The following is a 26427-nucleotide window of genomic DNA, read 5'->3' as shown; positions in this document are numbered from 1 at the left end:
GGCGGTCGACCCTGACCGGGACCCGCCAGGCATCCGCAGCGACACGACCCGGAAAGACGCCGCACGTCGATCGGCCGCAGCGGCTCCGGTTCGTCACGGCGCCGACCGTGGTGATGAATTCGAACGGAACAGGTTGCGCCGACAGTATTGACAACGTTGTCTGAGACGCAGAGGCTAGTCGCGATCTTCAGCTGGGTGTGCCCGTCCGCGAGCCAGCCATCCCCTCATGGAGCTTCCGCATGGTCCAAGAGCGATGTCCCCACGCGCGGCAGCGGTCGCGGCGGTTCTCGCTGTGCAACGGCGCCCGTTGCGGCGCCGATCCGTGCTGACCCGACGTCGGCGCGGAACAGCTTGAGCGCCGATCCAGGGCCGGGATTCGGCAAGTCCGGTCCGAACGTCCTGTAGGCGCACTCAGGCTCCACTGCCGTCGATCGACCGCAGTGGCCAGGCCCTTCACCCCTGAAGCTCGACGCTCTCAATCGCTACCAGTCAAAAGGCCTACGTTGATACCATATTCATCTCTTGCCCGCCTTTTGTCCCTTCGAAGATGGGTCAGTGCAGCCATAGCGCTGTCGCTGCCGGTGGGGGTGCTCGCCGTCGCACCCGCGGCGCTCGCCGCCGCGGCGCCGCCGGCCGGCAACTTCAGCGCCTCGTTCGAGTCGGCCGACCCGCAACCCGCGACGAGCACCGTCGAGATCGGCGCCAACGGCAAGCCGATCCAGACGAACCTGAGCGGATCGAGCCCCTCGGGACTGCCCGGCAGCCTGCTCGACCAGGTCAGCGAGGTGACCGCGAGCGCCGAGAACCCGCCGGGCGAAGTCGCCACGAACCTCAAGGACGGCAATCCGTCGACCAAGTGGCTGGCGTTCGACAAGACCGGCTGGGCGGCCTACCGGCTGTCCAAGCCCGCGGCGGTGGTGAAGTACTCGCTGACCTCGGCGAACGACGCGCCGGGCCGCGACCCCAAGGACTTCACCGTGCAGGGGTCGAACGACGGCAGCACATGGAACGACCTGGACAGCCGCACGGGGGTGAGCTTCAGCGGGCGGTTCGCCACCAACACCTACAGCTTCACCAACACGACCGCCTACAGCTACTACCGGCTGAACGTCACCGCCAACTCCGGTGACTCGATCATCCAGCTCGCCGACTGGAACATCAGCGACGGCTCGAACGTGATACCGCCGGCCACGCCGATGGTCGGCGTCGTCGGCGCCGGTCCGGTCAGTGGCTACAACATGAAGTCCGGGGCCGGATTCACCGGCACGGCTTCCCTGCGGTACTCGGGCGGCGCCCAGACCGACGGCCGCTCGTCCGCGACCGACAAGCTCTTCGACGTCAACATCCCGGTCGGGCCGAAGACGCGGCTGTCGTACAAGATCTTCCCCGAGTTCACCGGCAAGGACACCCAGTACCCGTCCACCTATGCCGCCGTCGACCTCCACTTCACCGACGGCAGCTACCTGAGCGGACGTTCGCCCGTCGACCAGCACGGCTACGCGCTGACGGCCGCCGGGCAGGGCGCGTCGAAGGTGCTCTACGCCGACCAGTGGAACGCGGTCCAGTCCGACATCGGGGCGGTCGCGAACGGCAAGACGATCGACCGCATCCTGCTCGCCTACGACGACCCCGAGGCGACCGCCTCGACGCGTTTCCAGGGCTGGCTCGACGACATCGCCGTGACGGGCACGCCGACGCCGATCGACGGCTCCAGCGCGACGAACTATGTCGACACCCGGCGCGGGTCCAACGCATCGGGCTCGTTCTCGCGTGGCAACAACCTGCCGATCTCGGCGATGCCGAACGGCTTCAACTTCTTCACGCCGGTCACCAACGCCACGTCCAACTCCTGGGAGTACGACTACCAGCAGGGCAACAACGCGGCCAATCTGCCGACCCTGCAGGGACTTGCGATCTCGCACGAGCCCAGCCCGTGGATGGGTGACCGCAACCAGATGTCGGTCATGCCGGTGCCGGACGGCGGCTCGCTCACCGGAGCGCCCGGCTCACGCGCACTCGCCTTCAGCCACCAGGACGAGACCGCGCGGCCGGACTTCTACCGGGTCACCACGCAGAACGGCCTGACCGCGCAGATGTCGCCCACCGACCACGGTGGGATCATGCAGTTCACCTTCCCGTCCGGAAAGGCCACCGGAAGCCTCGTCTTCTACAACGGCACGTTCACCATCGGCACGGACGGCACGTTCACCGGCTGGGTCGACAACGGCAGCGGCCTGTCCGCCGGTCGCAGCCGGATGTTCGTGTCCGGCACCTTCGACCGGGCGCCGACGGCGTCCTCCGCGACGTCAGCCACCTTCGACACCTCCGCGAACTCGCAGGTGACGATGCGTATCGCGACGTCCTTCATCTCGGTCGACCAGGCGCACAGGAACCTCGACCTGGAGGTCACCGGCAAGAGCTTCGACCGGATCCACGACGCCGCCACCGCGGCATGGAACGACCGGCTCGACCGGATCGAGGTCAAGGGCGCGAACGAGACCCAGAAGGTCACGTTGTACTCGAACCTCTACCGGCTGAACTTGTACCCGAACTCGCAGTCGGAGAACACCGGCACCGCCGCGGCACCGCACTGGCAGTACGCGAGCCCGGTGTCGGCGCCGACCGGCACGTCGACCGCCACGCAGACCGGTGCGAAGGTCGTCGACGGTCAGATCTACGTCAACAACGGGTTCTGGGACACCTACCGCACCGTGTGGCCCGCGTACTCGCTGCTGTACCCGGACATCGCGGCCAAGATCGCTGACGGGTTCGTCCAGCAGTACCGCGACGGCGGGTGGATAGCCCGCTGGTCGTCACCCGGCTACGCCGACCTGATGACCGGCACCAGCGCGAACGTCGCACTGGCCGAGGCCTACCTCAACGGCGTCAAGGTGCCCGACCCGCTCGCCGCCTACGAGGCGGCGGTCAAGGACGCGACCGTCGCGTCCGGGCGCAGCGAGGTCGGCCGCAAGGGCATCGAGAACTCCCTGTTCCTCGGCTACACACCGACCTCCACCGGCGAGTCGGTGTCGTGGGCGCTGGAAGGCTTCATCAACGACTACGGCATCGGGAACATGGGCGCGGCCCTGGCCAAGGACCCGGCCACACCGAAGTCGCAGCGCAACCGGCTCAAGGAGGAGTCGCAGTACTTCCTCCAGCGTGCCCGCAACTATGTGAACCTCTTCGACACGGACACCAAGTTCTTCGAGGGTCGCGACGCCAGCGGCAAGTTCCTCGCCGGCAACCCGCTGGACTGGGGTGGCGCCTACACCGAGACGGACGGCTGGAACTTCGCGTTCACCGCACAGCAGGACGGTCAGGGCCTGGCCAACCTGTACGGCGGGCAGAAGGGGCTGGAGCAGAAGCTGGACCAGTTCTTCTCCACCCCGGAGAAGGCCGACCACCCCGGTGGCTACGGCGGCACGATCCACGAGATGCTCGAGGCGCAGGCGGTGCGCATGGGCCAACTCGGCATGAGCAACCAGCCGTCGCACCACATCCCCTACATGTACGACTACGCCGGCACGCCGTCGAAGACCCAGGCGATCGTGCGGGAGATCCTGCAGCGCCTCTACGTCGGCGACGAGATCGGCCAGGGCTACCCGGGTGACGAGGACAACGGCGAGATGTCGTCGTGGTACATCCTCAGCTCGCTCGGCATCTACCCGCTGCAGGCCGGTTCGTCCAACTGGGCGATCGGATCACCGCAGTTCACCCAGATGACGGTGCACCGCAAGAGCGGCGACATCGTCGTCAACGCGCCCGGCAACAGCACGAAGAACGTCTACGTGCAGGGCGTGAAGGTCAACGGCAAGACGCAGCACACGGTGTCCATCGACTCCTCCGTGCTCGCCCACGGCGGCAGGATCGACTTCCAGATGGGCTCGCAGCCGTCGTCCTGGGGCACCGGCAAGAACGACGCACCGCCGTCGCTGACCAAGGGCAAGGACGTGCCCAAGCCTCTGCAGGACACCACGGGCCCCGGTCTCGGCACCGCGACCGCGAGTGACGGGCAGGACGCGTCGAAGCTGTTCGACGACTCGTCGACCACGCAGATGACGTTCACCACCGGTACGCCGCAGATCAACTGGGCCTTCCGCGGCGGCAAGCAGATGCCGACGTACTACACCCTCACCTCCGGGGCGAGTGTGGGCGACCCGACGGATTGGAAGCTGCAGGGCTCCAACGACGGGATCACCTGGACCACCGTCGACTCCCGCAAGGGCGAGGTCTTCCCGTCGCGCAACCAGAGCCGGCCGTTCAAGATGGACGATCCGGGTAAGTTCGCGCGGTTCCGTCTGGTCGTGACCAAGACAGTCGGCGCCGCGCAGACGAACCTCGCCGAGGTCGAGCTGCTCGCGGGCGGCGACGTCCAGATCGGCGGCGGCGACCTCACGGTCACCGCCGCGAGCAGCGAGTTGCACACGACGTCCGGTGTCGCGGTCTCCGCACCGCTGGCCACCGTCACCGGGGGCACCGCGAGCGGCTACCAGGCCACCGTGGACTGGGGTGACGGCACGCCGGTCACCACGGGCACCACGGCCCTGAGCTCGCGGGGCGTGTACAGCGTCAGCGGCTCGCACACCTACGCCAAGCCCGGTTACCACCAGGCCAAGGTCACGGTGACCGACGGCAACGTCCAGAGCGCGGCGACGGTCGGAGTGGACGTGGCCTACGCGCCGAGTGACGGCCTGGCCGCGGCATTCGACTCCGTGTGCATCGGAGACGAGGGCGTCGTCGCGGCGAACTGCGACAGCAAGTCGTGGGCGTACTCGCGTTCCGCTCTTGCGGCGGCGGGTGTGACCCAGGGCGAGGACCACGAGGTACCCGGAACGGCGCTGCACTTCACGCTGCCCGTGGCTTCGGCGGGGCAGCCGGACAACGCCACCGGCAACGGCAGCAGGATCGCGCTCGACCTGCCGGACGACGTGAAGAGCATCTCGTTCATCGGCGCCGGAACGCAGGGCAACCAGAGCACCACCGGCACGGCCACGTTCAGCGACGGCAGCACCGCCGACATCCCGATCCGGATGAGCGACTGGACGCTGGGCGGCAACCCCGACGGCACGCCGTCCTACGGCAACATCGTCGTCGCCAAGGCCGCGTACCGACTGCTCGGCAAGAGCCGGGACGGCGCACAGCCGTTCCTGTTCGCCACCGAGCCGTACCGGATCCCCGAGGGCAAGACGCTGGTGTCGGTGACCCTGCCGACGCAGACCGGCGACCCGGGCTCGACGGGCAGGATCCACGTGTTCGCCGTCGCCCACGACGGCACGCCGGACGCCGCGCTCAAGACCACCGCCCCCAAGGACCAGACGGCCACTCCGGGGCAGGCCTTCTCGGCGGACCTCGGTTCGGTGACCGGTGGAGTCACCGACTCGACGGGCTACCAGGCCCGCGTCCAGTGGGGTGACGGCACGGTTCCGGCCGACGCGACGGTCGACTCGTCCGGCGCGATCAGCGGACAGCACACATATGTGCAGGAGGGCACGTACACGGTGCACGTCACCAGCTGGGACAAGTTGTCCAGCAGCACCGAGACGTTCACCGTGACCGTGGGCAAGGCGAAGCTGCACCCGTCGATCTCGGCGTCGGTATCCGGCAGCGCCACCGCCGGTGACCGGATCACCGTGAACGGCAGCGGGTTCGCCGCCGGCGAGCAGGTGACCGTCAAGCTGGGCACCAGCCCGGCGCGCACCTTGACGGTCGCGGCCTCCACGACGGGAGCGGTACACGCGTCGATCGCGGCGTCCGACGACGCGCAGCCCGGCCGGTACTCCGTCACCGCCGCCGGCAAGTCCTCGCGGACACCGGCGACGGCGACCGTCAAGGTGACCGAGGAGTCGGCGGCACCCGCGTACCGGCCTGAGGTGTTGCTGTCGGCGACCTCGGGGCCGCGTGCCACCGCGATCACCGTCAATGGTTCCGGGTTCGCACCGAACGAAGCCGTGAGGATCAGCTTCGGTGACGGCCTCGCATCCGTCACGGTGCACGCGAACGGTGACGGCGTCGTCTCGGGCGCGACCATCAGCGTGCCGGGGACGGCGAAGCCGGGCGCGACCAGCGTCACGCTGGCCGGGGCCGAATCGGGCAGCCGTGTTCAGGTGCCCTTCAAGGTCAGTCGGAACTGACCCGAGGTGGTTCAAAGCCGCCGGTGGGCGGAGCCGTGAAGACGGTTCCGCCCACCGGCGGCCTCGTGATGGGGCGACCCGGTCGGCGCGTCGGGCGTGGCCGGGACCGTCCATGAAGGTGAGCCCCGGAACGAGGTGTGGCGTGCACGCGGTCGCGTGCACGCCACACGGGCATCAAGTTGTCGGGTGGCCCGGACGGCAACCGCCTACTTGAAGCGGACCACCTGCGGGTCGTGGTCGCTCGTCTGGTCGGAGAACTCGGCGTTGATGTGGACGACCTGGTACTGGAGCTTCTTGATGGCCGGTGAGACCAGGATGTGGTCCAGCGTCTGGGAGTTGCCGTCGTACACGTAGCTGTACCGCTCGTTCACCGGCAGGGTGTTGATGAGGTCCTTGAGGACACCGCCCGCGGTCAGGGTGGCCAGCGGCTTCGAGAACTGGTAGTCGTTCAGGTCGCCGAGGACGACGACCTGGGCCTTGCGGTCCTTGGCCAGCACGCCGGAGACGAAGGTGTTGACCTCCTTCGCCTGGGCCAGGCGCTGGGTCTCGGAGCTGAGCGTCGGCGGCTGGAAGGCGCCGTGCACCGGCTGGTCGCCGCCCTTGGAGTTGAAGTGGTTGCCGACGACGAAGACCTGCTTGCCGCGGAACCGGAACTCACCGACCAGCGGCTTGCGGCTGCTCGTCCAGGCGTCCGAGGTGGGGTCGATCCGGCCCGGGGACACCGAGAGCCGAACACCCTTCTTGCCGTCGGCGACCGCCTCGACGGACGTGGTGGAGCCGCCGCCCGGCCGGTCCACGAAGGTGACACGCTCGGGGTTGAAGAGGAAGACGTTGCGGATGTTGCCACCCGGCTCGCCGCCGTCCGAGTCGTTGACCGGGTCGATGGCGCGCCAGTCGTAGGCCGGGCCGCCGGCCGCCTTGATGGCGTCGATGAACTGGGTGACGGTCTTGTCGGCCGCGACAGTTCCGTCGTCCTTGGGGCCGTTGTTGTCCTGGATCTCCTCCAGGCTCACGATGTCCGGGGCCGCAAGGTTCGTGACGACCCCCTCCGCCAGCCGGTCGAACTTGCTCTGCGGGTCGGTCGGGTCGAGGTTCTCGACGTTGTACGTCGCCACGGAGAGCTCGTTGGACTTGCCCTTCTTCGCCACGTCCGGCTTCAGTCCGCCCTGCTCGACCGTTCCGAGGGTGGTGGCCTGGATGTTGTAGCCGCCGAAGTCGGCGTAGTCCACGGGGCCCGCGGTGGTGCCGGACAGCGTGTCGCCCACATTGGCCTCGAGCTGGTCACCGGTCAGCGAAGTGACCAGGAGACGCCCGGAGTTGGGGTTGTCGTAGCCGTTGACGATGGTGCCGCCCCGAGGAGTGGGGTTCTGGTCGGGCTTGGTGGTGATCCACGTCTCGCCGTAGGTGTTGGTCGCGCCCACCACGCGGGAGTCGCCGATCTGCACACGCATTCCTTCGTGGGCTTCCAGCCAGTCCAGCGCATAGGTGCCGGGGTTCAGCTCCAGGGACTCGATGCTCGCTCCCTGTGCCTGCGGCGCATAGGCGTCGGGCAGCGTGGCCGAGTCGATGACCTGGGCGTCCGGCACCGCGTTGCCGGAGGAGAGAGTAACGGCCGTGGGTCCGGTCAGTTCGGTGACGGACTGCGTGCCGCTGCTCTTGCCACCGGGGTAGTACTCACTCACCTTGCCCGAGACGAGTACCGAGTCGCCGATCTTGACCAGGGGAGTGGCGGAGCCCGTGTAGACGAAGATGCCTTCGCTGGTCGCCGCGTTGCCGTCGGGCTCGGGGTCCTGGATCCAGTAGCCCTTCGAGCCGGTGCTCCGCACACCGGTCACCACGCCGGGCACGTCGGCGACGGACTTGCCGTTCTGCGGGGAGATCCGGCCGGTGCCCTGGATGTCGTGGATGCGGAGGTCGCCGGGGACGGGGGTGGTCGACGGTGTCGGGGTCGGCGAGGGGTCGCCGGCGCCACCGCCCGTGCTGTTGCTGGGGTTCGGAGCGGAACCGGTCAGGTCCACCGAGTTGTCGTCGGTGTCGGTGTACGTGGCGTTGCGTGAGACGGAGGTGGTGTTGCCCGCGCCGGTGGCGGGAGTGCCCTCCCGGACCACGGCGGTACCGAAACCGACCAGGTCCTTGATGGTGCCGTCCGCCGCGCAGTCGGCAGCGGTCAGGCAGGTGAGGGCGGTGGTCGAGTGAACCAGTGCCACGCTGCCGGTGGTCGCCGACATGGAGATGGTGCCCGCGGCGTCGGGTGAAGGCAGGGGAGTGTCACCTGCCGAGCCCTTGGCCTCCTGGACCAGGTAGGTGCCGCCCGCGGGAATGGCGCCGGCGAGCGGGGTGACCTGCCACTTGCTGGTGGCGGACGGCGAACCGGGCAGGTACTGCACGGACCAGCCGCTCAGGTCGAAGGGCGCGGTGGCCCCGTTGCCCAACTCGATGAAGTCATTGGTGTAGGAGGCGCCGGAGTTGCCACCGCCGCCGTATACCTCGGAGATGGCGGCGTCCGACGAAGGTGCTGCCTGTGCGGTGAAGGGGAGCGCGATGAGCGATCCGGTGAGACCGACGGGAAGCGCTACGAGGAGGGCCTTGGCACCTCGGCCGCGCAGGGCCGGGGGTATACGTGAGGACACGTGGTGTCTCTTTCTGACTGGGGCGGATGTCGATGGCGCGGCTGAGATGTGGGGGGTGTGCGTTTTTTCTTGATCCGGCGTGAAGATACGCGCGTAGATCCGTGTCGTACAAGGCATTCGGCCCGGCAAGCGGCAAACGTTTCCCGACCGTTCGCCGAAAGTGCGGAACCTCGATGCTGAGGTGAAGCCTTGCCGCCTGGGAAGATTCCTGATTTCGCCAGGTAGCCGCCGGGTGCGGCGGTGACGGCCGCCCGGGCCCCGAGGGCGCCATCCCCGGCGACGTACGCGCGGACCGGGACCGGGCATGCGGCCCGCTTGCCCAACTCCTCGCGGAGCTGCGGCACATCGGCCGAGGGTCGCCCTCACACGGCGCCGGACTCCCCGCCGGTGCCGGCCTCTGCGGCGTCAACAGGCCCCACATCAGGAGGCGGCGCTCGCTCAGGAAAGCAGGACCGGCGGTCCGGCAGCCTCCGGAGCAGGCGAACAGGACGTGCCGGTCAGCCCTTCACGATCGTACGCTCGACATCGGGAAACTCCTTGTCCCACCAGTGTCCGTAGCGCTGGTAGACGTCCGGCTCGCGGTCGGCGAGCAACACCGAAAGCCTCTCCGCCTCCTCCGTCAGATCTTTCCACTCGGCCTTGCCGAGCTTGCGGAAGGCGGTCAGTTCCAGTCCGCCGGCGGCTGCGCGCCACACTCCGGCGACCTGCCCGTCGACGAGCAGGCAGGGCAGTACGTCACCGTTGCGCCGGACGACCAGGGGACGGTACTCCGGGGGCATGACCCGCCCGGGGACGGCGTGAGCCAACAGCGTGCTGTCCCACATCGGCAGCAACCTCGGTGGCGCCGGGGTGTCATCGGAGGGCACGGTGGCGTCGGCCAGGTCGAACAGGGCGGCGCGGCCCGGCCCCGGCACGCGGACCACCTGGTCACCCAGCTCATGCAGGGCTTTGGTGATCACGGGGCGTGTCAGCAGGGTGAACCGGGCGAAGTCCTGCGCCGACGCGGGCCCGAAGCCGCGCAGGTAGGCGAGCAGCAGGCGCTGGACCCCGGCGTCGGCCTCCTGCGGTGTGGCCGCGGGGGCCGCCGATGAGGCGCGGTAGGTGTTCGGCCGGGTGAACGACCACGGGCCGCCGTTCGGTGCGTGATGCAATGGCGCGAACGTGCGCAGCGCCCACCACACGCGGTGTGCGTGCTCTCCGTGTATCCCCGTGATCCCGTCCTCCACCTGGGCGCCGGTGCGGGGCCGCTGCAGGAAGCCTGCGAGCTCCGGAAGCAGCGCGTCGGCGTCGGTGGGTGCCAGCCCTGTCGAGGCGAAACGGCGGTCGTACAGCCGCGACGCCCGCAGAGTGCTCAGCATGGCGGCGCGGTAGGGCTCGTAGTCGTCGGCGTGGACGACGTGCAGAGTGATCCGCATGAGCGTCGCCTTCACGATCCGACCGTGCGTGAACGCTGCGTCGAGATCCTCGGGCGCGAAGTCCCGCACACGGTTCCACAGCGCCAGGTACGGTGACGCCGGTGTCTGTGCCTGCAGAGCACAGACCCGGCGTACCGCCTCCGCCACATCAAGGCTCCGGCGTTCGAGCAGGAGTTGACGGTCCAGGGTGGCCAGGGTGAGCTGCCGCACGGTGAGGCTCATGACCGGATCATGCCACCTTGGGCTCCCGCGCGAAGCGATCGCCGCCACGGAGCGCTGAGTCGAGGACCCCTGTCCGTTCTCGAAATGATTCGGGACCGATTCTTCGTCATGGCCTGCGAGTTGGGCGCGAGCCGCTTCTCGGCAGCGGCGACGTGGGCCGGTTCCGGCGGGGCACACCGCAACAGAGCGGTGCGCCCCGCAGGATCAGCGCAGACCGAACGCCCGGATCACGGTCTGTGCGACCGCGTTCCCCGCGCTGTCGTGGGCGTGAGCCCGCAGCGAGACGAACCGGGCCTGCTTCGGGGCGGACAGCCCGAACCGGCCGTCCTTCCCGCCGGTGATCGTGCGCCAGGTGCGTCCGTCGTCGTAGGACACCTCCAAGGTGAGCTTCGACAGGGTGCCGGCGCCGGTGGCGTGGGCGAGGTGGGCGACGGAGGCCGTCAGTGTCGCGTTCCGCCTGGCCCGGCCCGCCGCGTCGGTGTCGACGCCGTAGTCGATCTGCAGGAGCGGCAGGACCGACTGCTCGTCCCCCTCCGGAGCCCGGGAGGTGAAGTCCCACTCGGTGTGCGTGGTGGAGGAGTACGGGCTCACCGAGCTGTCCCGGCTGGTGTCCAGGAGGAGACGGTACGGCAGCTTGCCGGCGCCGGGTGCGTCGGCCTGCACCATGGTGTTTCCGGAGTTCCGGGCCAGCTCGGTGCCGCCCTGGTAGAGCGTGAGGGTGTGCGGCATGCGCTCGTAGTCCATGGACATGCCGACGTGGTCCGAACCGCCCCAGCCGGGGACGTCCAAGGTCAGCCGGCTTCCCGTACGGGTCGGCGGCTTGTAGTTGTTGTTCAGGTAGGGTCGCTCGATGGGCTTGAACCACTGCTGCGACTGAGTGCTGCCCGCCCGGTAGGTGGTACGCGGCTCGATCTCGTAGAGCAGACCCTCGACGTACGCCTCCTGGCCCCAGGAGTACCCGGGCCCGGTGGAGACCCAGTCGACCCGCTGCGAGTTCACCGGCTCACTCGTCATCGTGCCGATGCCCCAGTCCGAGTAGACCGGCCAGTCGAAGCGGAACTCCCCACCGCGCCGGGTGCTGTCGGGGCTGTCGAAGTCGACGTTCACCCGCGCGAGGTTCTTCGGGCCGCCCTGGACGACGATGTGGTCCGGGATCTGGTTGTGCCACGTCCACATCAGGTCGTAGACATAGGGGCTGACCGGCTGCGAGTCCACCGAGAGCACCGCCTTGGGGGCGGCGGCCTGGGCGAAGAGCTTCTCGCCCTCGTCCGTGCTCAGCAACGCGACGTCGATCCCGGCGAGGGTCCCCTTCCACGGTTCGTCGCTGTAGCTGCGGAATTGGCGGCCGGGTTCGTTGTTCACGACCAGCAGGAGTTCGGCGCCCGCCGCTGCCGCCGCGGCGGCCTGGTCGGCGTCGCCGATCGCGTCGTTGCGCCGGACGACCACCGCCTTGCCCCGCGCGTCCAGGCCGGCGTAGTCCGCGCTCGTTCCGTCGCCGGCGGCCACGAGCGGGAGCTTGTAGTGCCCCTGGGCCAACGCGGTGACGTCCTGCTGCCGGAGGGTGTCGGTGAACTCGGTGGTCCTGGTGGCGATGGCGAGTGCCGGCTGCTCCTTGCGCCAGCGGGCGCCGAGGTAGAAGTCGCCGTGGGTCACCTTGTGCGTGGTGGGCTGGGCCCACAGGCTGTCGTAGCTGGTCTGGGTCTCCATGTAGTCGCGCCAGGTGCCACCGCCCATCGAGCGGTTGTACTCGAGGCGCTGGTAGGTCGTCTCGGTCCGCTGCGGTGTGGTCATGTCCACCCGCTCGATCTTCGAGGCGTCCAGGGTGACCGTGGTGTCGTGGTCCATCACGACCTCGGGGTCACCGAGCAACGCCATCCCCATCGAGTGCGGGCCGTGGACACCTTGTACGTCCTTGAACTCCAGCACCGAGTAGACGTCGTTGGGGAGGAACATCTGCGCCGTGCCGGTCTCGTCGACGAGCCAGAACTCGGGCTCGAAGTGACCGGACCGCAGCAACTCGACGACCCCGGACATCGGCTTGCCGTGTGCGTCCTTGAGGACCAGGGTCAGCTTGTGGGCGATGTCGCCCAGCGACACGGCGGTGTGGGTGACTGCCCTCCCCGCGGCGTCGGACGCGACGATCTGGCCGGTCCAGCGACCGCTCGCCGTTGCCTTGGAGCCGTCGATGACAGCCGTGGTCCCGGCGGTTCCATGAGCCGGTACGACGACCTGGGAGGCGGACAGCCGGAACATTCCCGCCGGGGCGTTCGGGGCCTGCACGGACAGGTCGAGGGTGACCGGTGAGTCACCCATGTTGGTGTACGTGACCGGACGGCGCACCGCGTCCGACGCGCCCGTCGTCGCCTGGCCGGCGAACGCGGTCGCCGAGGCGAACACATCGGCGCTCAGCGCCGACGGGACGTCCACCCGGCCGCTGCCCGCCTGGAAGGCGTCGTACTGGGGCGTCTGCTTCGAGCTGCTCACCAGGAGGTCCTTCAACTGGGAGCCGGTCAGACCGGGATGCGCCGCCGCGAGCAGCGCAGCGGCGCCCGCGACATGCGGTGTGGCCTGGGAGGTCCCGCTGAGCGTCAGGTAGCTGCCCTCGCCGGACGGCGAGTACTGGGACCGTGCCGCAAGCACGTCGACGCCCGGGGCGGTGATCTCCGGCTTGAGCCCGCCGTCGCCGACGCGGGGACCCTGGCTGGAGAACCAGGCGACGTCGTCCGTGGAGTCGACGGCCCCCACGGTCAGGGCTGCGTCGGCCGCGCCGGGCGAGCCGACGCCGTAGTCCGAGCCCGCGTTGCCCGCGGCGACCACGAACAGGGTCCCGGTCTCGGCGCTCAGACGCTCGACCGCGGCGCTGAGAGGGTCCGTGCCGTCGGAGGGGGCCGTGGAGCCCAGGCTCATGTTGACGATGTCCGCGTGCTGGTCCACCGCGGCCCACTCCATGCCGGCCAGCACCCAGGAGTCCTGGCCGGAGCCCTCGTCGGAGAGCACCTTGCCGATGTGCAGGTCCGCACCGGGCGCAACGCCCTTCTCCTTGCCGTCCGACGCGGCCCCCGTGCCGGCGATGGTGGACGCGACATGAGTGCCGTGACCATGACGGTCCGTCACGTCCTCGTCCGGAACGAAACTCTGCTCGGCCGTTATCCGGCCGGCCAGGTCGGGGTGTTCGGCGTCGACGCCGGTGTCCAGGACGGCGACGTCCACGCCCTTCCCGGTGTCGCCGGCCTCCCACGCCTGCGGTGCGCCGATCTGAGAGGTCGACTCGGAGAGATCCGCCTTCACGACTCCGTCGAGCCAGATGTGGGCGATACCCCCACCGAAGGCGGGCTTGCCGGAGGCGGCCGCGGTGGTTCTCTTTCCGGACGGCGTGGAGGTGACGGCACGCCAGAAGTCGGCCGACCTGTCCCGGTCCTCCGACATCGCGGCACCTTGGACACTGCCGAGGGCCCTGACCCGGGTGGCGCCCTCGGGGGCCGTGGAACGCAGCCCCGAGGCGGCCTTGCCGTCGTACGAGACGATCAGCGGCAACTGGTCGCGATGTGCGTCGTCATAGCCGTCCGCGACGAGCCGGCTGATGTCGAACAGGCGCTTGTCCAGCACGCCCGCCGCCACATAGGGGAGAACGGACTCGGGATACACGTACAGGTCGCCGTTCGACTCCATGATGCGCGCCTGGGCCGGTGTCCCGGCCGCACCGCGCACATCGACGGTGCCGCCGCCGGCGCCGGACTGCCGTGTGACGACGACGTCACCCGTGACCAGGGTGACCGAGTGGACGCCCGGGGGTACGTTGCGCTGCGCGGCGGTGGCGTGGGCGGCGGAGCCGGCGGTGGCGTGGGCGGCGGACACGGCGGCGGGCTGTGCCAACGACAGAAGGGCGGCGCCTGCGACGGCGAACACGCTCCAGCGTCTTGGTGATGATCTCAAGGGATTCCCTGACTGCTCCGTAGGGCCGGGTCGGCCCGTAAGCGATTCATGGCTGAAGTGACGGATCGGCGGGGGAGGGGATGGCCGACGCTGCGGACCGATGGGTGGGGGTTCCGGGATCGCGGCAGCTCGGCGTGGACGATCAGAGTTAAGGCTCGTGAACGGGAGATGTATAGATCAGATCCGTGTCCGATATCGCCAGCTGGCGAATCGCGCCAAGGACGGGGGGATTGGACCGGGCTGCTCGAAACCCCGCGTGGATGACTCGGTTCACGAATTGGGCCGAGGCAGGCCGCATCACCCCGGAGGAGCATCACCCCGGAGGCGCCTCATTGATACGCCGAGAGCAGGGGTGCCGGGATCGCGCCACAGGCTCTGGGGTCCCGTGCGGTCGCGCGCCGCGCCGAGCTCAGATCCAGCCGCGCTTGGCGGCTTCGGCGCCCACCTGGAAGCGGGTCTCGAGGCCGAGGCGGGTGGCGATCGCGGCGATCCGGCGGGTCACGGTGCGTGCGCTCGTGCCCAGTTGCCGGGCGATCGCCTGGTCCTTGTAGCCCGCCTGCAGCATTCTCAGAAGCAGGAGATCGTCCGTGCTCGGCTGGTCAGGGGCCGCCTGAGTCGTCGAGACGATGGGTTGTGCCCGTTGCCAGTAGACGTCGAACAGCTCGAGGAGCGCGTCGAGCAGACCGGACTGATGGACGACGGCGATCCTGTCGTATCGCCCTCCGATCAGTGCGACCAGTGCGACACGACGGTCCATGATCCGCAGCCTGAACGGCACGGTCGGCAGGAGCCGGGCCTGCTCGCCGAGCTGGGCGAGGCGGGTGATCAGTTCGAATCGGCCATGGTTCTCCAGCGCCTCCGGGCTGTACACGGACCGTATGTCGACGCCGCGGTCCAACAGTTCCCTGGTGAAGGCCTCCTCCAACTCGGTGCTGTACGGGCCGAGATACGGTGGCCGGTCCAACACCCAGAAGTGGCTGCGGATCGACTGGGTCAGCTCGGCGACGCGCAGGCCGATCGCCGTCTCACCTGTGATCACCTCGATCAGCTCGTTCGGATGCTCCTGCAGTCGGCTGGCGCGGTACTCGCTCGCCAGGTCGTCGACCACATCCGCCGCTGCGGCGAACGCCGCCTCCGAATCGGCTCTGTACTTGGCGAGCAGTGCGCTCAACGCGGTCCGCGGGCTGACCGGTCGGTACTGGCCGTGTCCTTCTGTACGCAGCACGCCCATGTCCAGCAACCGGGCCACCGCGTGCCGTATCCGGCTGGGGGTGGCGTCGAGGTCCTCGGCGATCTCCCGCGCCGTACGGTCGGGCTTCGCCAGAAGGGCGCGATACACCCGCTCGTCGAACTCGCCGATCCCGAGGGCACCGAGCACCGTGCCTCCTTCTGTCGTCACCGCCCGGCGGGAGACCGGCCCGGCAATGGAGCGATGCGCCGGCCGACGCTATCAGACAGGAGATCAACCGCTCGTGTGCCCGACTCGACGTGCCTCGGCCGCCGTCGCGCCCCTATCGCGCCGGCCGCCCGGGTGCCGTGCCGGGTCCGTGTGTGGTGTCCATCCGGTCGGCCATGTGTCGCATCATCCAACTCATGCTGTTACGAAAGTGGTTGGGGCGAAATGGGTGGCGGCCGACGCCCTGCCGAGGGGCGCAGTTCGCCTCGCGCTCACTTGGGTGGCGCCGCCCCCGGACATCTTCTTGTACTGGCCACGTATTAGTCGCTGCCGCGTGCCCGATGGTGACCAGCCTTTCCGTGCCACTTCCCGTACGCCCCAGCAGGCGCGCTCGCGAAAGGAACACGGATGTCCGACGCCTCGCACGACGACACCCAGCAGGAAGGCCCCACCCGCAGACGGCTGCTCGGCGCCGCGGCGGCGGTCGGCGGCATGGCCGCTGCCGCTTCCATTCTGCCGCCCAACCTCAGCAGGGCGGCGGCCGCCGAGCCCAAGTCCGGCGGTCGACTGTCCGACATCGAGCACGTGGTGATCCTGATGCAGGAGAACCGCAGCTTCGACCACTACTTCGGTACCCTGTCCGGCGTCCGCGGTTTCGAGGACCCGCACGCGGTCCGGCTGCCCGGCGGACGGCCGGTCTACTACCAGCCCGACACCCTGAACCCGGACGGCTACCTGTTGCCGTACCACATGGACTCCAGGACCACCGCCGCGATGGCCCTGCCGTCGCTGAGCCACGCCTGGCAGGCCCAGCACAACGCCTGGAACGGCGGGCAGATGGACAACTGGCTGCCGGCCCACCGCGACGCGGACGGCAACGCCAAGGGCCCGTACACCATGGGCTACCTGACCCGTGACGACATCCCGTTCCACTACGCACTGGCCGACGCGTTCACCCTCTGTGACGCCTACCACTGCTCGGTGATGGGCCCGACGCACCCGAACCGGTACATGCACATGACCGGCACCGTCGACCCCGACGGACTGGCCGGCGGACCCGCGCTCGACAACAACGCACCCAAGGGCACGTACACATGGACCACCTACCCGGAGCGCCTGGAGGCGGCCGGGGTGAGCTGGAAGATCTACCACGAGCCCGCCAAGGGCCCGGGCGGCGGCCCCACCGGTCTGGCGCCGATCGCCAACATGAAGCAGTACCAGGCCGCGAAGGCCGGCGACCCGCTCTACGACAAGGCGATCGCCGAGAGCGCCTTCGGCCAGTTCGAGTACGACGCGATGAACGGCAGGCTGCCCAAGGTGAGCTGGCTGCTGCCGCCGTCGCTGTACGACGAGCACCCGGCGCGCACGCCCGCGGCGGGCGCCAACTGGCTGGCCGGCAAGATCGACGCGATCGCCGCCAACCCGGAGACCTGGGCCAAGACCGTCTTCATCCTCAACTACGACGAGAATGACGGCCTGTTCGACCACGTGGTGCCGCCGACACCGCCGGCCGGTACCTCGGGCGAGTTCGTCAGCAAGACCTCGCCGACCGGTGTCCCCGGTGGCAACCTCCCGGTGGGGCTCGGCTTCCGGGTGCCCTGCATCATCATCTCGCCCTGGACCGTGGGTGGATGGGTCGCCTCGGAGACCTTCGACCACACCTCCGTCCTCCAGTTCCTGGAGCGGCTGACCGGTGTGGCCGAGCCGAACATCAGCGAGTGGCGCCGCCGCGTCACGGGTGACCTCACTTCGGCGCTGCGGATGAACGCACCGCGCCGTCACGCGCCCGAACTGCCGCAGACCGGCGCCCGCTACAACCTCGCCCAGTACGAGGCGGCGAATCTGCCCCTGCCCAGCGTGCCGGCGCAGCAGACCCCGCCTCGGCAGGAGCGCGGCCACCGGCCCCGCACCTGACACACCGGCGGGACGGCCAGACGTTTGCTGATCACCGTATGGCCCCGGCGCTCGGACGAGCACCGGGGCCACACGTCTCTATATGCACGACGCGCGTACGCGGGGGACACCGAGCCGCCCGGTGGGCCCTGTGACCGGAGCCGGCCTTGTGCACCGGGACTGCGCGTTCCTCACCGGCGGTCGGCGTCCGCGCAATGCACCAGAACCCTCTCCAACGGGACGAGGTCTCCGGACCTGGCGGCGGCGAAAGCGCCTGCACCAGCCGCCGATGTGCGACGGCGTCCACGGGCTGCCCGCGGTGGCTCGTCGCGAGCTGGCCTGGGCGCGTGTGACGTGCTGCCTCGCATTGACGACGCTGAGGTGCAGGAGCTCCGAGATCCGGCTGTACGGGTAAGCGAGAGTCGGTCGGCCTCCGGCGGATGCCGAGCCCGGATGCCGGATGCCGCTTGTCTCCTTTGTGCGGCGGAACTGCGGGTGCGCGAGCGGCGGGCCTCGGCGTCGCCCCATGTCGGCGGCACACCTGAAGGCCCCCGACGCGCTCCTCCTCGGACCCAGGTGTTCCGTGGCGGTGGTGGGCGGGACGACGAAGGCCTGTCCAGCCCTTCACAGGGCTGGACAGGCCTCGCCATGGCCGGAACCGGCCGGATCCGTCGTCAGGCGGTCGCCGCCGCGAAGATGTGGATGATGCCGCCATTGGTCGTGGCGGGCAGTGTCACACTCGCGAGCTGCTTGCCCGCCTGCAGCGCGATGGGAGCGGTGGTGAAGACCTCCGTACCCACCGGGTCCTTGCCGCCACCCTGTACGTCACGGTACGTGGTGTGGATGGCGATCGTGTTGCCGAACGACGGCGTCTGCGAGCCGCCGCCGAGCGTCCAGTCGCTGAAGCCGATTTCGGCCTGCTGGGTGGTGCCGTCGGTGTACGTGAGCGTCACCGTGCCGCTCGCCGCACCTTCCGCCGCACTGCCCAGCAGACTCAGCTTCGTGGCGCCGTCGGCCGCCGGTACGGCGAGCACCTGACCGCCCCCGACGACCTCGATGTTGTCGGGTTCGCCGGCGGCCGCCGAGGGCCAGGTGAAGTCGAACCCGTTGGAGGAGACCGTGCTTCCCGGCTTCACCCCGGCGGCGGCGAGCGCGGCGGCGGAGTAACTCCAGCCCTCTCCGTCGAAGTTGGCCTGCGGGTTCGCGTCGTCCGCCGAGATGCCGTTGCTGTTGACGTTCCACAGCATGCTGTTCTTCGGGGCGACGGTCACCGAGGCGGACGTCTTCGGCAGTGCCGTGCCGGACGACGACGTCAGCGTCACCGGGATGGTGTAGAAGCCCTGCTCGGTCCCGGCCGCCGCGGAGACGGAGATCTTCGCGTCGGCGGAACCACCGCCCGGCACCGTGAAGTCGCCCTCGGAGGGTGTCACCGTGATGCCCGCGGGCGGGGTGGCCGTCCAGTGGACCTTGGTCTCCTGGTCCTGGAGCGTCTGCACCTTGACGGTCGTCGCGACGGCCTCACCGCCGGGTTCGGCCTTGAGCTTCGCCGGGGTGACACCGGTGAAGAACTTCACTCCCCCGCCGGGGAAGGACGGCGGGGCATCGGCCTTGGCGCTGCCCCACGAGGTGTTGGGCTTGGAGCCGAGCGTGTAGTCCAGGGTGCCGCCGTGGGTGACGAAGGAGGCGGGGACCCACGGCTTGTCGGATTTCTTGCCGTTGGTCTTCAGGCTCTGGATGTAGATGTTGTCCGCCGACGCGGCGGGCGCGTTGACCGTGATGGTCTTGTGGTTCCCGGTGTGGATCACGGCGTGCGGGAACAGCGGTGCCGAAAGCACCATGTCGGCGCGGCTGGGCACCTGCGGGTACATGCCGAGCGCCGAGAAGACGTACCAGGACGACATCGTGCCGGCGTCGTCGTTGCCGGGGATGCCGCCGGGGGTGTCGGTCCAGAGCTGGTCCATCTCCGCGCGGACCGTCTCCTGCGTCTTGTACGGGGCTCCGAAGTAGTTGTACAGGTACGGCGCGTTGATGTCGGGTTCGTTGGTCGGGTCGTAGCGTGTGCCGTCCTTGGCCGAGAAGTCGAAGGCACCGTCCGGGGTGCGGAAGAAGGAGTCGAGCCGGGTCACCGCCGCGTCGTCGCCGCCCATGGCGCCGGCGAGTCCCGCGACGTCGGAGTACACCATCCATGTGTAGCGGGCGCTGGTTCCCTCGACGAATCCGCTGCCGGTGCCCGGGGTGAACGTGCCCGCCCAGGTGCCGTCGGACTTGCGGTCACGGATGTAGCCGCCCTGCGGTGTGGCGTTGGGATCGAAGACGTTGGTCCAGTTGCCGGAACGGGCGAGGAACGCCTTCTCGTTGGCGCGGTCGCCGATCTGGCCGGCCAGCGAGGAGATGCCGAAGTCGGCCGCCGCGTCCTCCAGCGTCTCGGCGGCGCCGCCCCAGCAGTGGCAGCCGTCGGCCGGGACGTAACCAAGATCCAGGTACTTGTCCAGGGCGGGGCGCTGGCCCACACACTCGACGTTGCAGCCCGCGCTGTCGGAGTCGTTCGCCGTCGGCACGGTCGCCGCGGTCACCAGTGACTTCAAGGCGCCCTTGACGTCGAAGTCATGGCCGCCGAAGGCGTAGATGCCGGCGAGCGCGGCGTCCGACGGGTCGCCGGACATCACGCTCGTCTTGCCGTTCTCGAGGAGCCAGCGGTCCCACTCGCCGTCACGCTGATTCGCATAGTTGAACAGGGACTGCGCGTAGTCGCTGCCGGCCTTCGGGTTCAGCAGTGTCATCAGCTGCACCTGGGCGCGGTACTGGTCCCAGCCGGAGAACGTGCCGTACTGCGCCTTCTGTCCCTTGGCCAGCTTGTGGGGCTTGCGGTCGGCGCCCAGGTAGCGGCCGTCGACGTCGCTGGTCAGGGTCGGCTCCAGCATCGAGTGATAGAGCGCGGTGTAGAAGGTGGAGCGCTGGGCGTCGCTGCCGCCACCCACCTCGATCTTGCTCAGCTCCTGCCTCCAGGCCGAGGCAGCCTGGGACTTGACGGAGCCGAAGGACTTGGCGGGCGGGTTCTCGGCACGGAGGTTGGCCTCCGCGTTCTGCGCACTGACGTAGGAGATGGCCACCTTCGCCTGGACCTCGGTGGTGCCGCTCGCGAACGTGACGTACGCGCCCGAGCCCTTGCCGGCCACCGGGTTGCCGGACGAGTTGAAGCCAGTGCCGCCCTGGGCCGAGGTGGAACCCGCCTGTACGGTTCCGTCGGTCCAGGTGCCGACCTTGGCGAACGGCTTGTCGAAGTGCGCCGTGAAGTACAGCGTGTAGAGGTCCTTGCGGTTGTTCGCGCTCTGCGGGCCGCAGAAGTTGCCCGCGCTGACCGAACCGGTGACGGTCCTGGTAGCGGCGTTCACCTGAACATCGGCGGCGGTGCTGCCGCTCTCGGAGTTGGACGTACGGAACAGCATGCTGGCGGGCTTGTCGGACGGGAAGCCGAAGCGGCCCGAGCCGGTACGGGCGGTGGCCGTCAGTTCGGCGGAAGCCCCGCTGTCCAGGCCCACCTTGTAGTAGCCGGCCGACGCGGTCTCATTGGCATGGGAGAAGGTGCTGGCGTACTTGGAGTCGGTGGTGTCGGCCGTGGGCGAGGAGTCGACATCGCCCACGTACGGCATGATCGGGATGTCACCGTTGGCTCCGGAGCATCCGACGCCGTTGAGATGCGTGAGGCTGAAGCCCCGGATCTTCGTCGCGTTGTACTGGTAACCGCCCGGAGCGGGTGTGGAGGTCTGACTGCCGCGGGAGTTCTGGGGGCTCCACGCCAGCATGCCGAACGGCTGAACGGCTCCGGGATAGGTGTTGCCCGCGTTGGACGAGCCGATCAGGGGGTTGACGTAGGAGACGGGATCCTTGACCTCGCCCCGGCCCGGCGTCGCCGAGGCGGGCGTCACGGTCAAGGCCACCGCCAGGGCTGCCATGGTGGCCGCCGCGACGGATCCGAGAGCTCGTCGTCTATGACGAGTCCGGCCCTCCACATGAGTCTGACGATCCAATGAGCCTGACACCGCTTCTGCCCTTCGTGTCTGATGGAAGGTCAGGACGCACCGCAAGCACGCACGTCCACTCTCCGTTCCGAACTGCTGCCGACAACGTTGTCAATGAACGCGAGGATGCTCCCCCCGTATTCGGGCGGTGTCAAGGGTGCCGAAATCCCGTGTTCAGTCCCGCCGTTGTCGAAGATCGCATCCGCCCTGGTGGGGGCTGGTGTGCCGGATGCGAAGACAGTCACGCGTGAAGCCGGGGCGGGCGGCCGGGCGGGGTCACCGGGGCGGCGACCGCGACTCGTGTCAGGTCGCACTCAGGGGGAGGGAGGTCGCGATGTCCGGGCACCCTGGGTGAGGTCCCTGGCACCGTGATGCCGCCAGGCCTCGTCGACGCGCCGACGAAGTCTGTCGCCGTTGTGACATGTCGCCGATGTGACTCGTGATGCCGATGACACTCCGGTCCATCAACTGATTCCTTTCGTACAGCGCGTGCTCACCGGCTGTACGAAGGGTGTACTTGTGATGCGTTGGCCCCGCCTGACGGCGGCGATATCAACAGGATTGATGGTGGCCGCCGGCGTCGTGCCGGCCGCCGCCGTGAACCGGACGGCGACCTTCGGAAATGCCGAACGTCCCACTGCGGAGCGAGGAGCGGCGTCCGCGACCGTGCAACTGGTCACCGGTGACCGGGTGACCGTGACGACGCTGCCGGGAGGGCGGCGCACCGCGTCGGTCCAGCCCGGACCGGGACGTGAACGCATCGTCTTCCGGACGCTCGAGGGCGACGACAAGGCACTGACCGTGCTGCCGTCCGACGCCGAACCTCTTGTTGCCGCCGGGACGTTGGACCGCCGGCTCTTCGATGTGACGGCTCTGATCGCCCAGGGCTACGACGAGGCCCACGGCGATGCGTTGCCGCTGATCGTCTTCTCCGGTCCGTCCCGTGCCGGGGCCAGGGTCACCGCACAGGCGGCGAGGACGGCCGAGGCCACGGCCGACCGTCTGGCGGCACTCAACGAGTCCTCGGCTCCCGCCCGCACCCTGAGCAGCATCGGCGCCCGCTCCCTGCGGGTCTCCGACGGCGACCTCGGCACCTTCTGGAAGACGGTCGGATCCGGGGCGGGTTCGGCCGCTGCCCGCGCCGCGGTGACTCCGCGCATCGCGCTGGACGGCAAGGTCAGGGCGGTGCTGGACCGCAGTACCGCGCAGATCAACGCGCCCGTCGCGTGGAAGGCGGGTTACGAGGGCCAGGGCGTCAAGGTGGCCGTGCTGGACACCGGAGTCGACGCGAACCACCCCGACCTGTCCGGACGGATCGCGGAGGCCAAGGACTTCTCCGACAGCGGCAACACGGTGGACCACTTCGGTCACGGCACGCATGTCGCCTCCATCGTGGGCGGTACCGGCGCCGCGTCCTCGGGTACCCGCCGCGGGGTCGCGCCCAAGGCGGACCTGCTGGTCGGCAAGGTACTGGGCGACGACGGCTACGGCTCGGAGTCCCAGGTCATCGACGGCATGGAGTGGGCGGCAGGGCAGCACGTCAAGGTCGTCAACATGAGCCTCGGCTCGGACGCGCCGACCGACGGCACCGACCCCATGAGCCAGGCGGTCAACACCTTGACCGCCGCCACCGACACACTGTTCGTCATCGCGGCGGGCAACGCGGGCGAGCAGGGTCAGTACACGATCGGCTCGCCCGGCGCCGCCGACGCCGCACTCACCGTCGGCGCCGTCGACCGGGACGACTCCCTCGCTCCCTTCTCCAGTCGCGGCCCGCGCCAGGGCGACAAGGCCGTCAAGCCGGATGTGACCGCACCGGGTGTGGGCATCGTCGCCGCGCGCGCCGCGGGCACGACCATGGGCGACCCGGTCGACGCCGACTACACCTCCGCCTCCGGCACGTCCATGGCGACACCGCACGTCGCGGGCGCCGCCGCGCTGCTGGCGCAGGAGCATCCGGGCTGGGGTGCCCAGCAGATCAAGGACGCGCTGATCAGCACCTCGCACACCGTGTCCGGCACCAAGGTGACCGACCAGGGCGGCGGCCGTATCGACCTGGCCACGGCCACCGGCCCGGTCACCGCGACGGGCACCCTGGCGCTCCCCGCGGTCCAGACCGCCGGGACGACCGGGCGGCAGCAGGCGGCCACCGTCCACTACGCCAACACCGGTGACAAGCCGCTCGAGTTGAGACTCGCGGTCGGCCTGGCCACCGGCGAAGGACGCGCCCTGCCCGCCGGGGTGGTCACCCTCGGCTCCGGGACCGTCAGTCTCGCCCCGGGCGCCGACGTCGACGTCCCGCTGAACACCGACCCCGCCCACGCCACCCGCGGCGACTACTACGGCTACGTCACCGCCACCGCAGCCGACGGCACCGTCCTCGCCCACACCACCGTCAGTCTCAACGTCCACGCCCCGAAGCACCGGCTGACCGTGGTGGCACGCGACCGTGACGGCAAGGTCATCGAGGGCGCGGCCCCGACGATCTGGGGCCAGGACGGTTTCGTGGAGTACTCCAGCCTTGAGCCCGCGGTCGCCGAGGTCCAGGAGGGCACGTACCAGGTCAGCTTCGGCACGCTGGACAACGCGGCCGACGGCCAGGAACTGCGCGAGGTCGTCAACCCCGAGGTCAAGATCACCAAGGACGCGACGGTGACCCTGAACGCGGCCGACACCACCCCCGTGCAGATCCGTACTCCCCGCCCCGCCGAGCAGCGCGGCATCCTCAGCTACCAGACGTACCGGAACATCGAGGGCAACGGTCTGACCCAGGGCGTGATGTTCTTCGACGTCGCCAAGCGGATCTACGTCAGCCCGACGGCCCCCGTCACCGACGGCACCTTCGAGTTCGCCTCCCGCTGGCAGATGACCGCGCCCCAGCTGCGGGCCGAGGTCCCCGGCACTTCGCTTGCGTTCACCCCGTACTACGTGCCCGCGTCCCCCGCTTTCGACGACAAGGGGGCGAAGCTGACCGCCGTCGACGCCGGCACCGGCACCGCGGCCGAGCTGAAGAAGGCCGGTGTGCGCGGCAAACTTGCCGTCGTCCGCTGGCACTTCACCGACGACCGGGCCCTTGCCCAGGCTGCCCGGGACGCCGGGGCGAAGGCACTGATGCTCGTCATGGAAGACGGCTTCTACCCATGGACACGCTGGTCCCCGAGCGGTGAGCGCATGGCGGTGCCCACCATGCGCGCCGGAGCGGTGGAGGGCTCGGCGCTGCTGAAGCGTGCGGCGCAGCGCGCCACCACGGTGAACTTCTCCGGCACGGTCCACAGCCCGTACCTCTACGACGTCATGCAGGTGTCGAAGGGCCGCATCCCCCAGCAACTGGTCCACACGGTCTCCGAGCGCGAGAGCGCCGTCGTCCGGGCCACCTACACCCGTACCGGGGCCGGCTCCTGGGCCAGCGAGCAGCGCTTCGGCTGGCGGCCCTACCAGGACACCGCCTGGAACCAGTACACCCGTGACGTGCCCACCGGGCAGGAACGCACCGAGTACGTCACCGGCGGTGACACGCTCTGGTACCAGACGGTGCACCACAACGTGGTCGACAACCCCGACTTCCCGCTGCTGGCGGGCATGCGGGACGCCCCCCACACCTACCGGGCCGGCCAACAGGCCACCGAGCGGTGGTTCGGAGGGCCCGTCCGCCCGTCGATTCCCCGGGGCGCGCCCTGGGCCTCGGTACGCAACGGCGACACCTTGTCGCTGTACGTCCCCGAGTTCACCGACGGCGCCGGCCACTGGGCCTTCGCGGAGAGCGGTGGCTTCGGCGGCATCGGCGCAGGTGCCGGTGTCAGGGAAGTCGCCCAGGACGACACCGCCCGGGCGGTGCTGTACCGCGACGGGAAGCAGATCACGGCCTCCGACGCCGGTGCGTGGGGCAATGTCGAGGTGCCCTCGGGCGACGCCGAGTACCGCCTGGACCTGACCACCGCCCGTGTCTCGGACGACTGGCGTTTCGGCACCGGGACCAGCACCTCGTGGACGTTCCGCTCCGACACCACGGCCGATCCGGAGAAGCTGCCGCTGCTCCAGGTCGACTACGCCGTACCGGTCGACGCCCAGAACGCCGTCGGCCCCGGCCGCAAGCACACCGTCGGCCTGACCGTCCGTACGCAGGACGGCATGGCGGCACCGCACGGTGTGAAGCTGAAGGTCGAGACGTCCTACGACGACGGCAGCAACTGGACCACCGCCCGCACCACCGGGAAGGGCGGCGGACGGTTCACCGCCACGGTGGAGCGGCCGTCGCTGCGGCACGGCGACGCCTACGTCACGCTGCGGGTCACGGCGACGGACGCCGCCGGCAACAGCGTCCGGCAGACCGTGGTGCGCGCGTACCTCCAGCGCGGCACGTCCTGAGCCGCCCGGGACGGTGACACCGACCGTCCCTGCCTGAAACGCGGCGGGTGCCGGGCCACTCGGCCCCCGCACCCGCCGCGCTGCGTACGGTGTCACCCGGGGGAGGCAACCGTGTTTCGCCCCGACGCCGTTGTGCCGGAATACGTGCTATTTCCCAGATCACTTCGCGATGTCCGACAGCACATTCCGAGTCGGAATCACTCGGCCGTTTCGCACATGTAAAAGCCTCGCGATTCGCCTGATTGTCAACGTGTGCACATGGGGGAGACGCGCACACTTCGGGCCTGCTCGGGGCCCAGGCAACCACCGCTCATATGGGGGCAGTTGGCGCGGAAGGTCGCAATGCCGGTCTGCCGCTCAAGGCCGGTCGAAGATACGCCTTACCCTCGGGCGGTTGGGAATTCAAGTACTTTACATCGGGCC

Annotated in this window: 8 protein-coding genes; 3 read left to right on the top strand and 5 right to left on the bottom strand. The window is 69.4% G+C overall.

The genetic code is table 11. From position 1 onward, the window contains the following. Positions 1–533 precede the first annotated feature (533 nt). On the top strand, positions 534–6131 hold the full coding sequence (locus RCR19_RS07355; RefSeq protein ID WP_331264382.1) for a GH92 family glycosyl hydrolase: 5598 nt from the start codon (positions 534–536) through the stop codon (positions 6129–6131). Between the two features lie 206 nt (positions 6132–6337). Here the strand turns inward: RCR19_RS07355 and RCR19_RS07350 are convergent, their stop codons facing one another. The 4 genes from RCR19_RS07350 to RCR19_RS07335 all read right to left on the bottom strand — a co-directional run bounded on the left by RCR19_RS07350 (position 6338) and on the right by RCR19_RS07335 (position 15709). Then, positions 6338–8761, bottom strand: coding sequence for a lamin tail domain-containing protein (locus tag RCR19_RS07350; protein WP_331264381.1), 2424 nt, complete (start codon positions 8759–8761; stop codon positions 6338–6340). 497 nt (positions 8762–9258) lie between these two features. Further along, complete coding sequence (locus tag RCR19_RS07345) at positions 9259–10398, bottom strand: winged helix DNA-binding domain-containing protein (RefSeq protein WP_331264380.1); 1140 nt, start codon at positions 10396–10398, stop codon at positions 9259–9261. A gap of 204 nt (positions 10399–10602) precedes the next feature. Next, positions 10603–14304 carry a S8 family serine peptidase gene (locus RCR19_RS07340; protein ID WP_331264379.1) on the bottom strand — a complete coding sequence of 1234 codons (3702 nt, stop codon included), beginning with the start codon at positions 14302–14304 and terminating at the stop codon, positions 10603–10605. 436 nt (positions 14305–14740) lie between these two features. Next, a complete protein-coding gene (locus RCR19_RS07335) occupies positions 14741–15709 on the bottom strand; it encodes a winged helix-turn-helix transcriptional regulator (protein ID WP_331264378.1) in 969 nt (322 codons plus the stop codon). A 426-nt stretch (positions 15710–16135) separates the two neighbouring features. Between RCR19_RS07335 and RCR19_RS07330 the strand changes: the two genes are divergently transcribed. Then, a complete protein-coding gene (locus RCR19_RS07330) occupies positions 16136–17641 on the top strand; it encodes a phospholipase C, phosphocholine-specific (protein WP_331264377.1) in 1506 nt (501 codons plus the stop codon). A gap of 653 nt (positions 17642–18294) precedes the next feature. On the opposite strand, the gene RCR19_RS07325 is transcribed toward RCR19_RS07330, so the two are convergent. After that, entirely contained in the window at positions 18295–21573 is a 3279-nt protein-coding gene (locus tag RCR19_RS07325; RefSeq protein ID WP_331264376.1) for a GH92 family glycosyl hydrolase, read from the bottom strand. 588 nt (positions 21574–22161) lie between these two features. Between RCR19_RS07325 and RCR19_RS07320 the strand changes: the two genes are divergently transcribed. Then, entirely contained in the window at positions 22162–26004 is a 3843-nt protein-coding gene (locus RCR19_RS07320; protein ID WP_331264375.1) for a S8 family serine peptidase, read from the top strand. Positions 26005–26427 lie beyond the last annotated feature (423 nt).

It is taken from the genome of Streptomyces sp. WAC07094, assembly GCF_036320405.1.
Lineage (GTDB): Bacteria > Actinomycetota > Actinomycetes > Streptomycetales > Streptomycetaceae > Streptomyces > Streptomyces lannensis.
This window is presented reverse-complemented; position numbering and strand designations above follow the sequence as displayed.

Excerpts from the sequence above, each read along its gene's own strand:
- RCR19_RS07345 (WP_331264380.1), bottom strand. The coding sequence starts at position 10,398 with ATGAGCCTCACCGTGCGGCAGCTCACCCTGGCCACCCTGGACCGTCAA.
- RCR19_RS07330 (WP_331264377.1), top strand. The coding sequence starts at position 16,136 with ATGTCCGACGCCTCGCACGACGACACCCAGCAGGAAGGCCCCACCCGC.
- RCR19_RS07325 (WP_331264376.1), bottom strand. The coding sequence starts at position 21,573 with ATGGCAGCCCTGGCGGTGGCCTTGACCGTGACGCCCGCCTCGGCGACG.
- RCR19_RS07320 (WP_331264375.1), top strand. The coding sequence starts at position 22,162 with ATGCGTTGGCCCCGCCTGACGGCGGCGATATCAACAGGATTGATGGTG.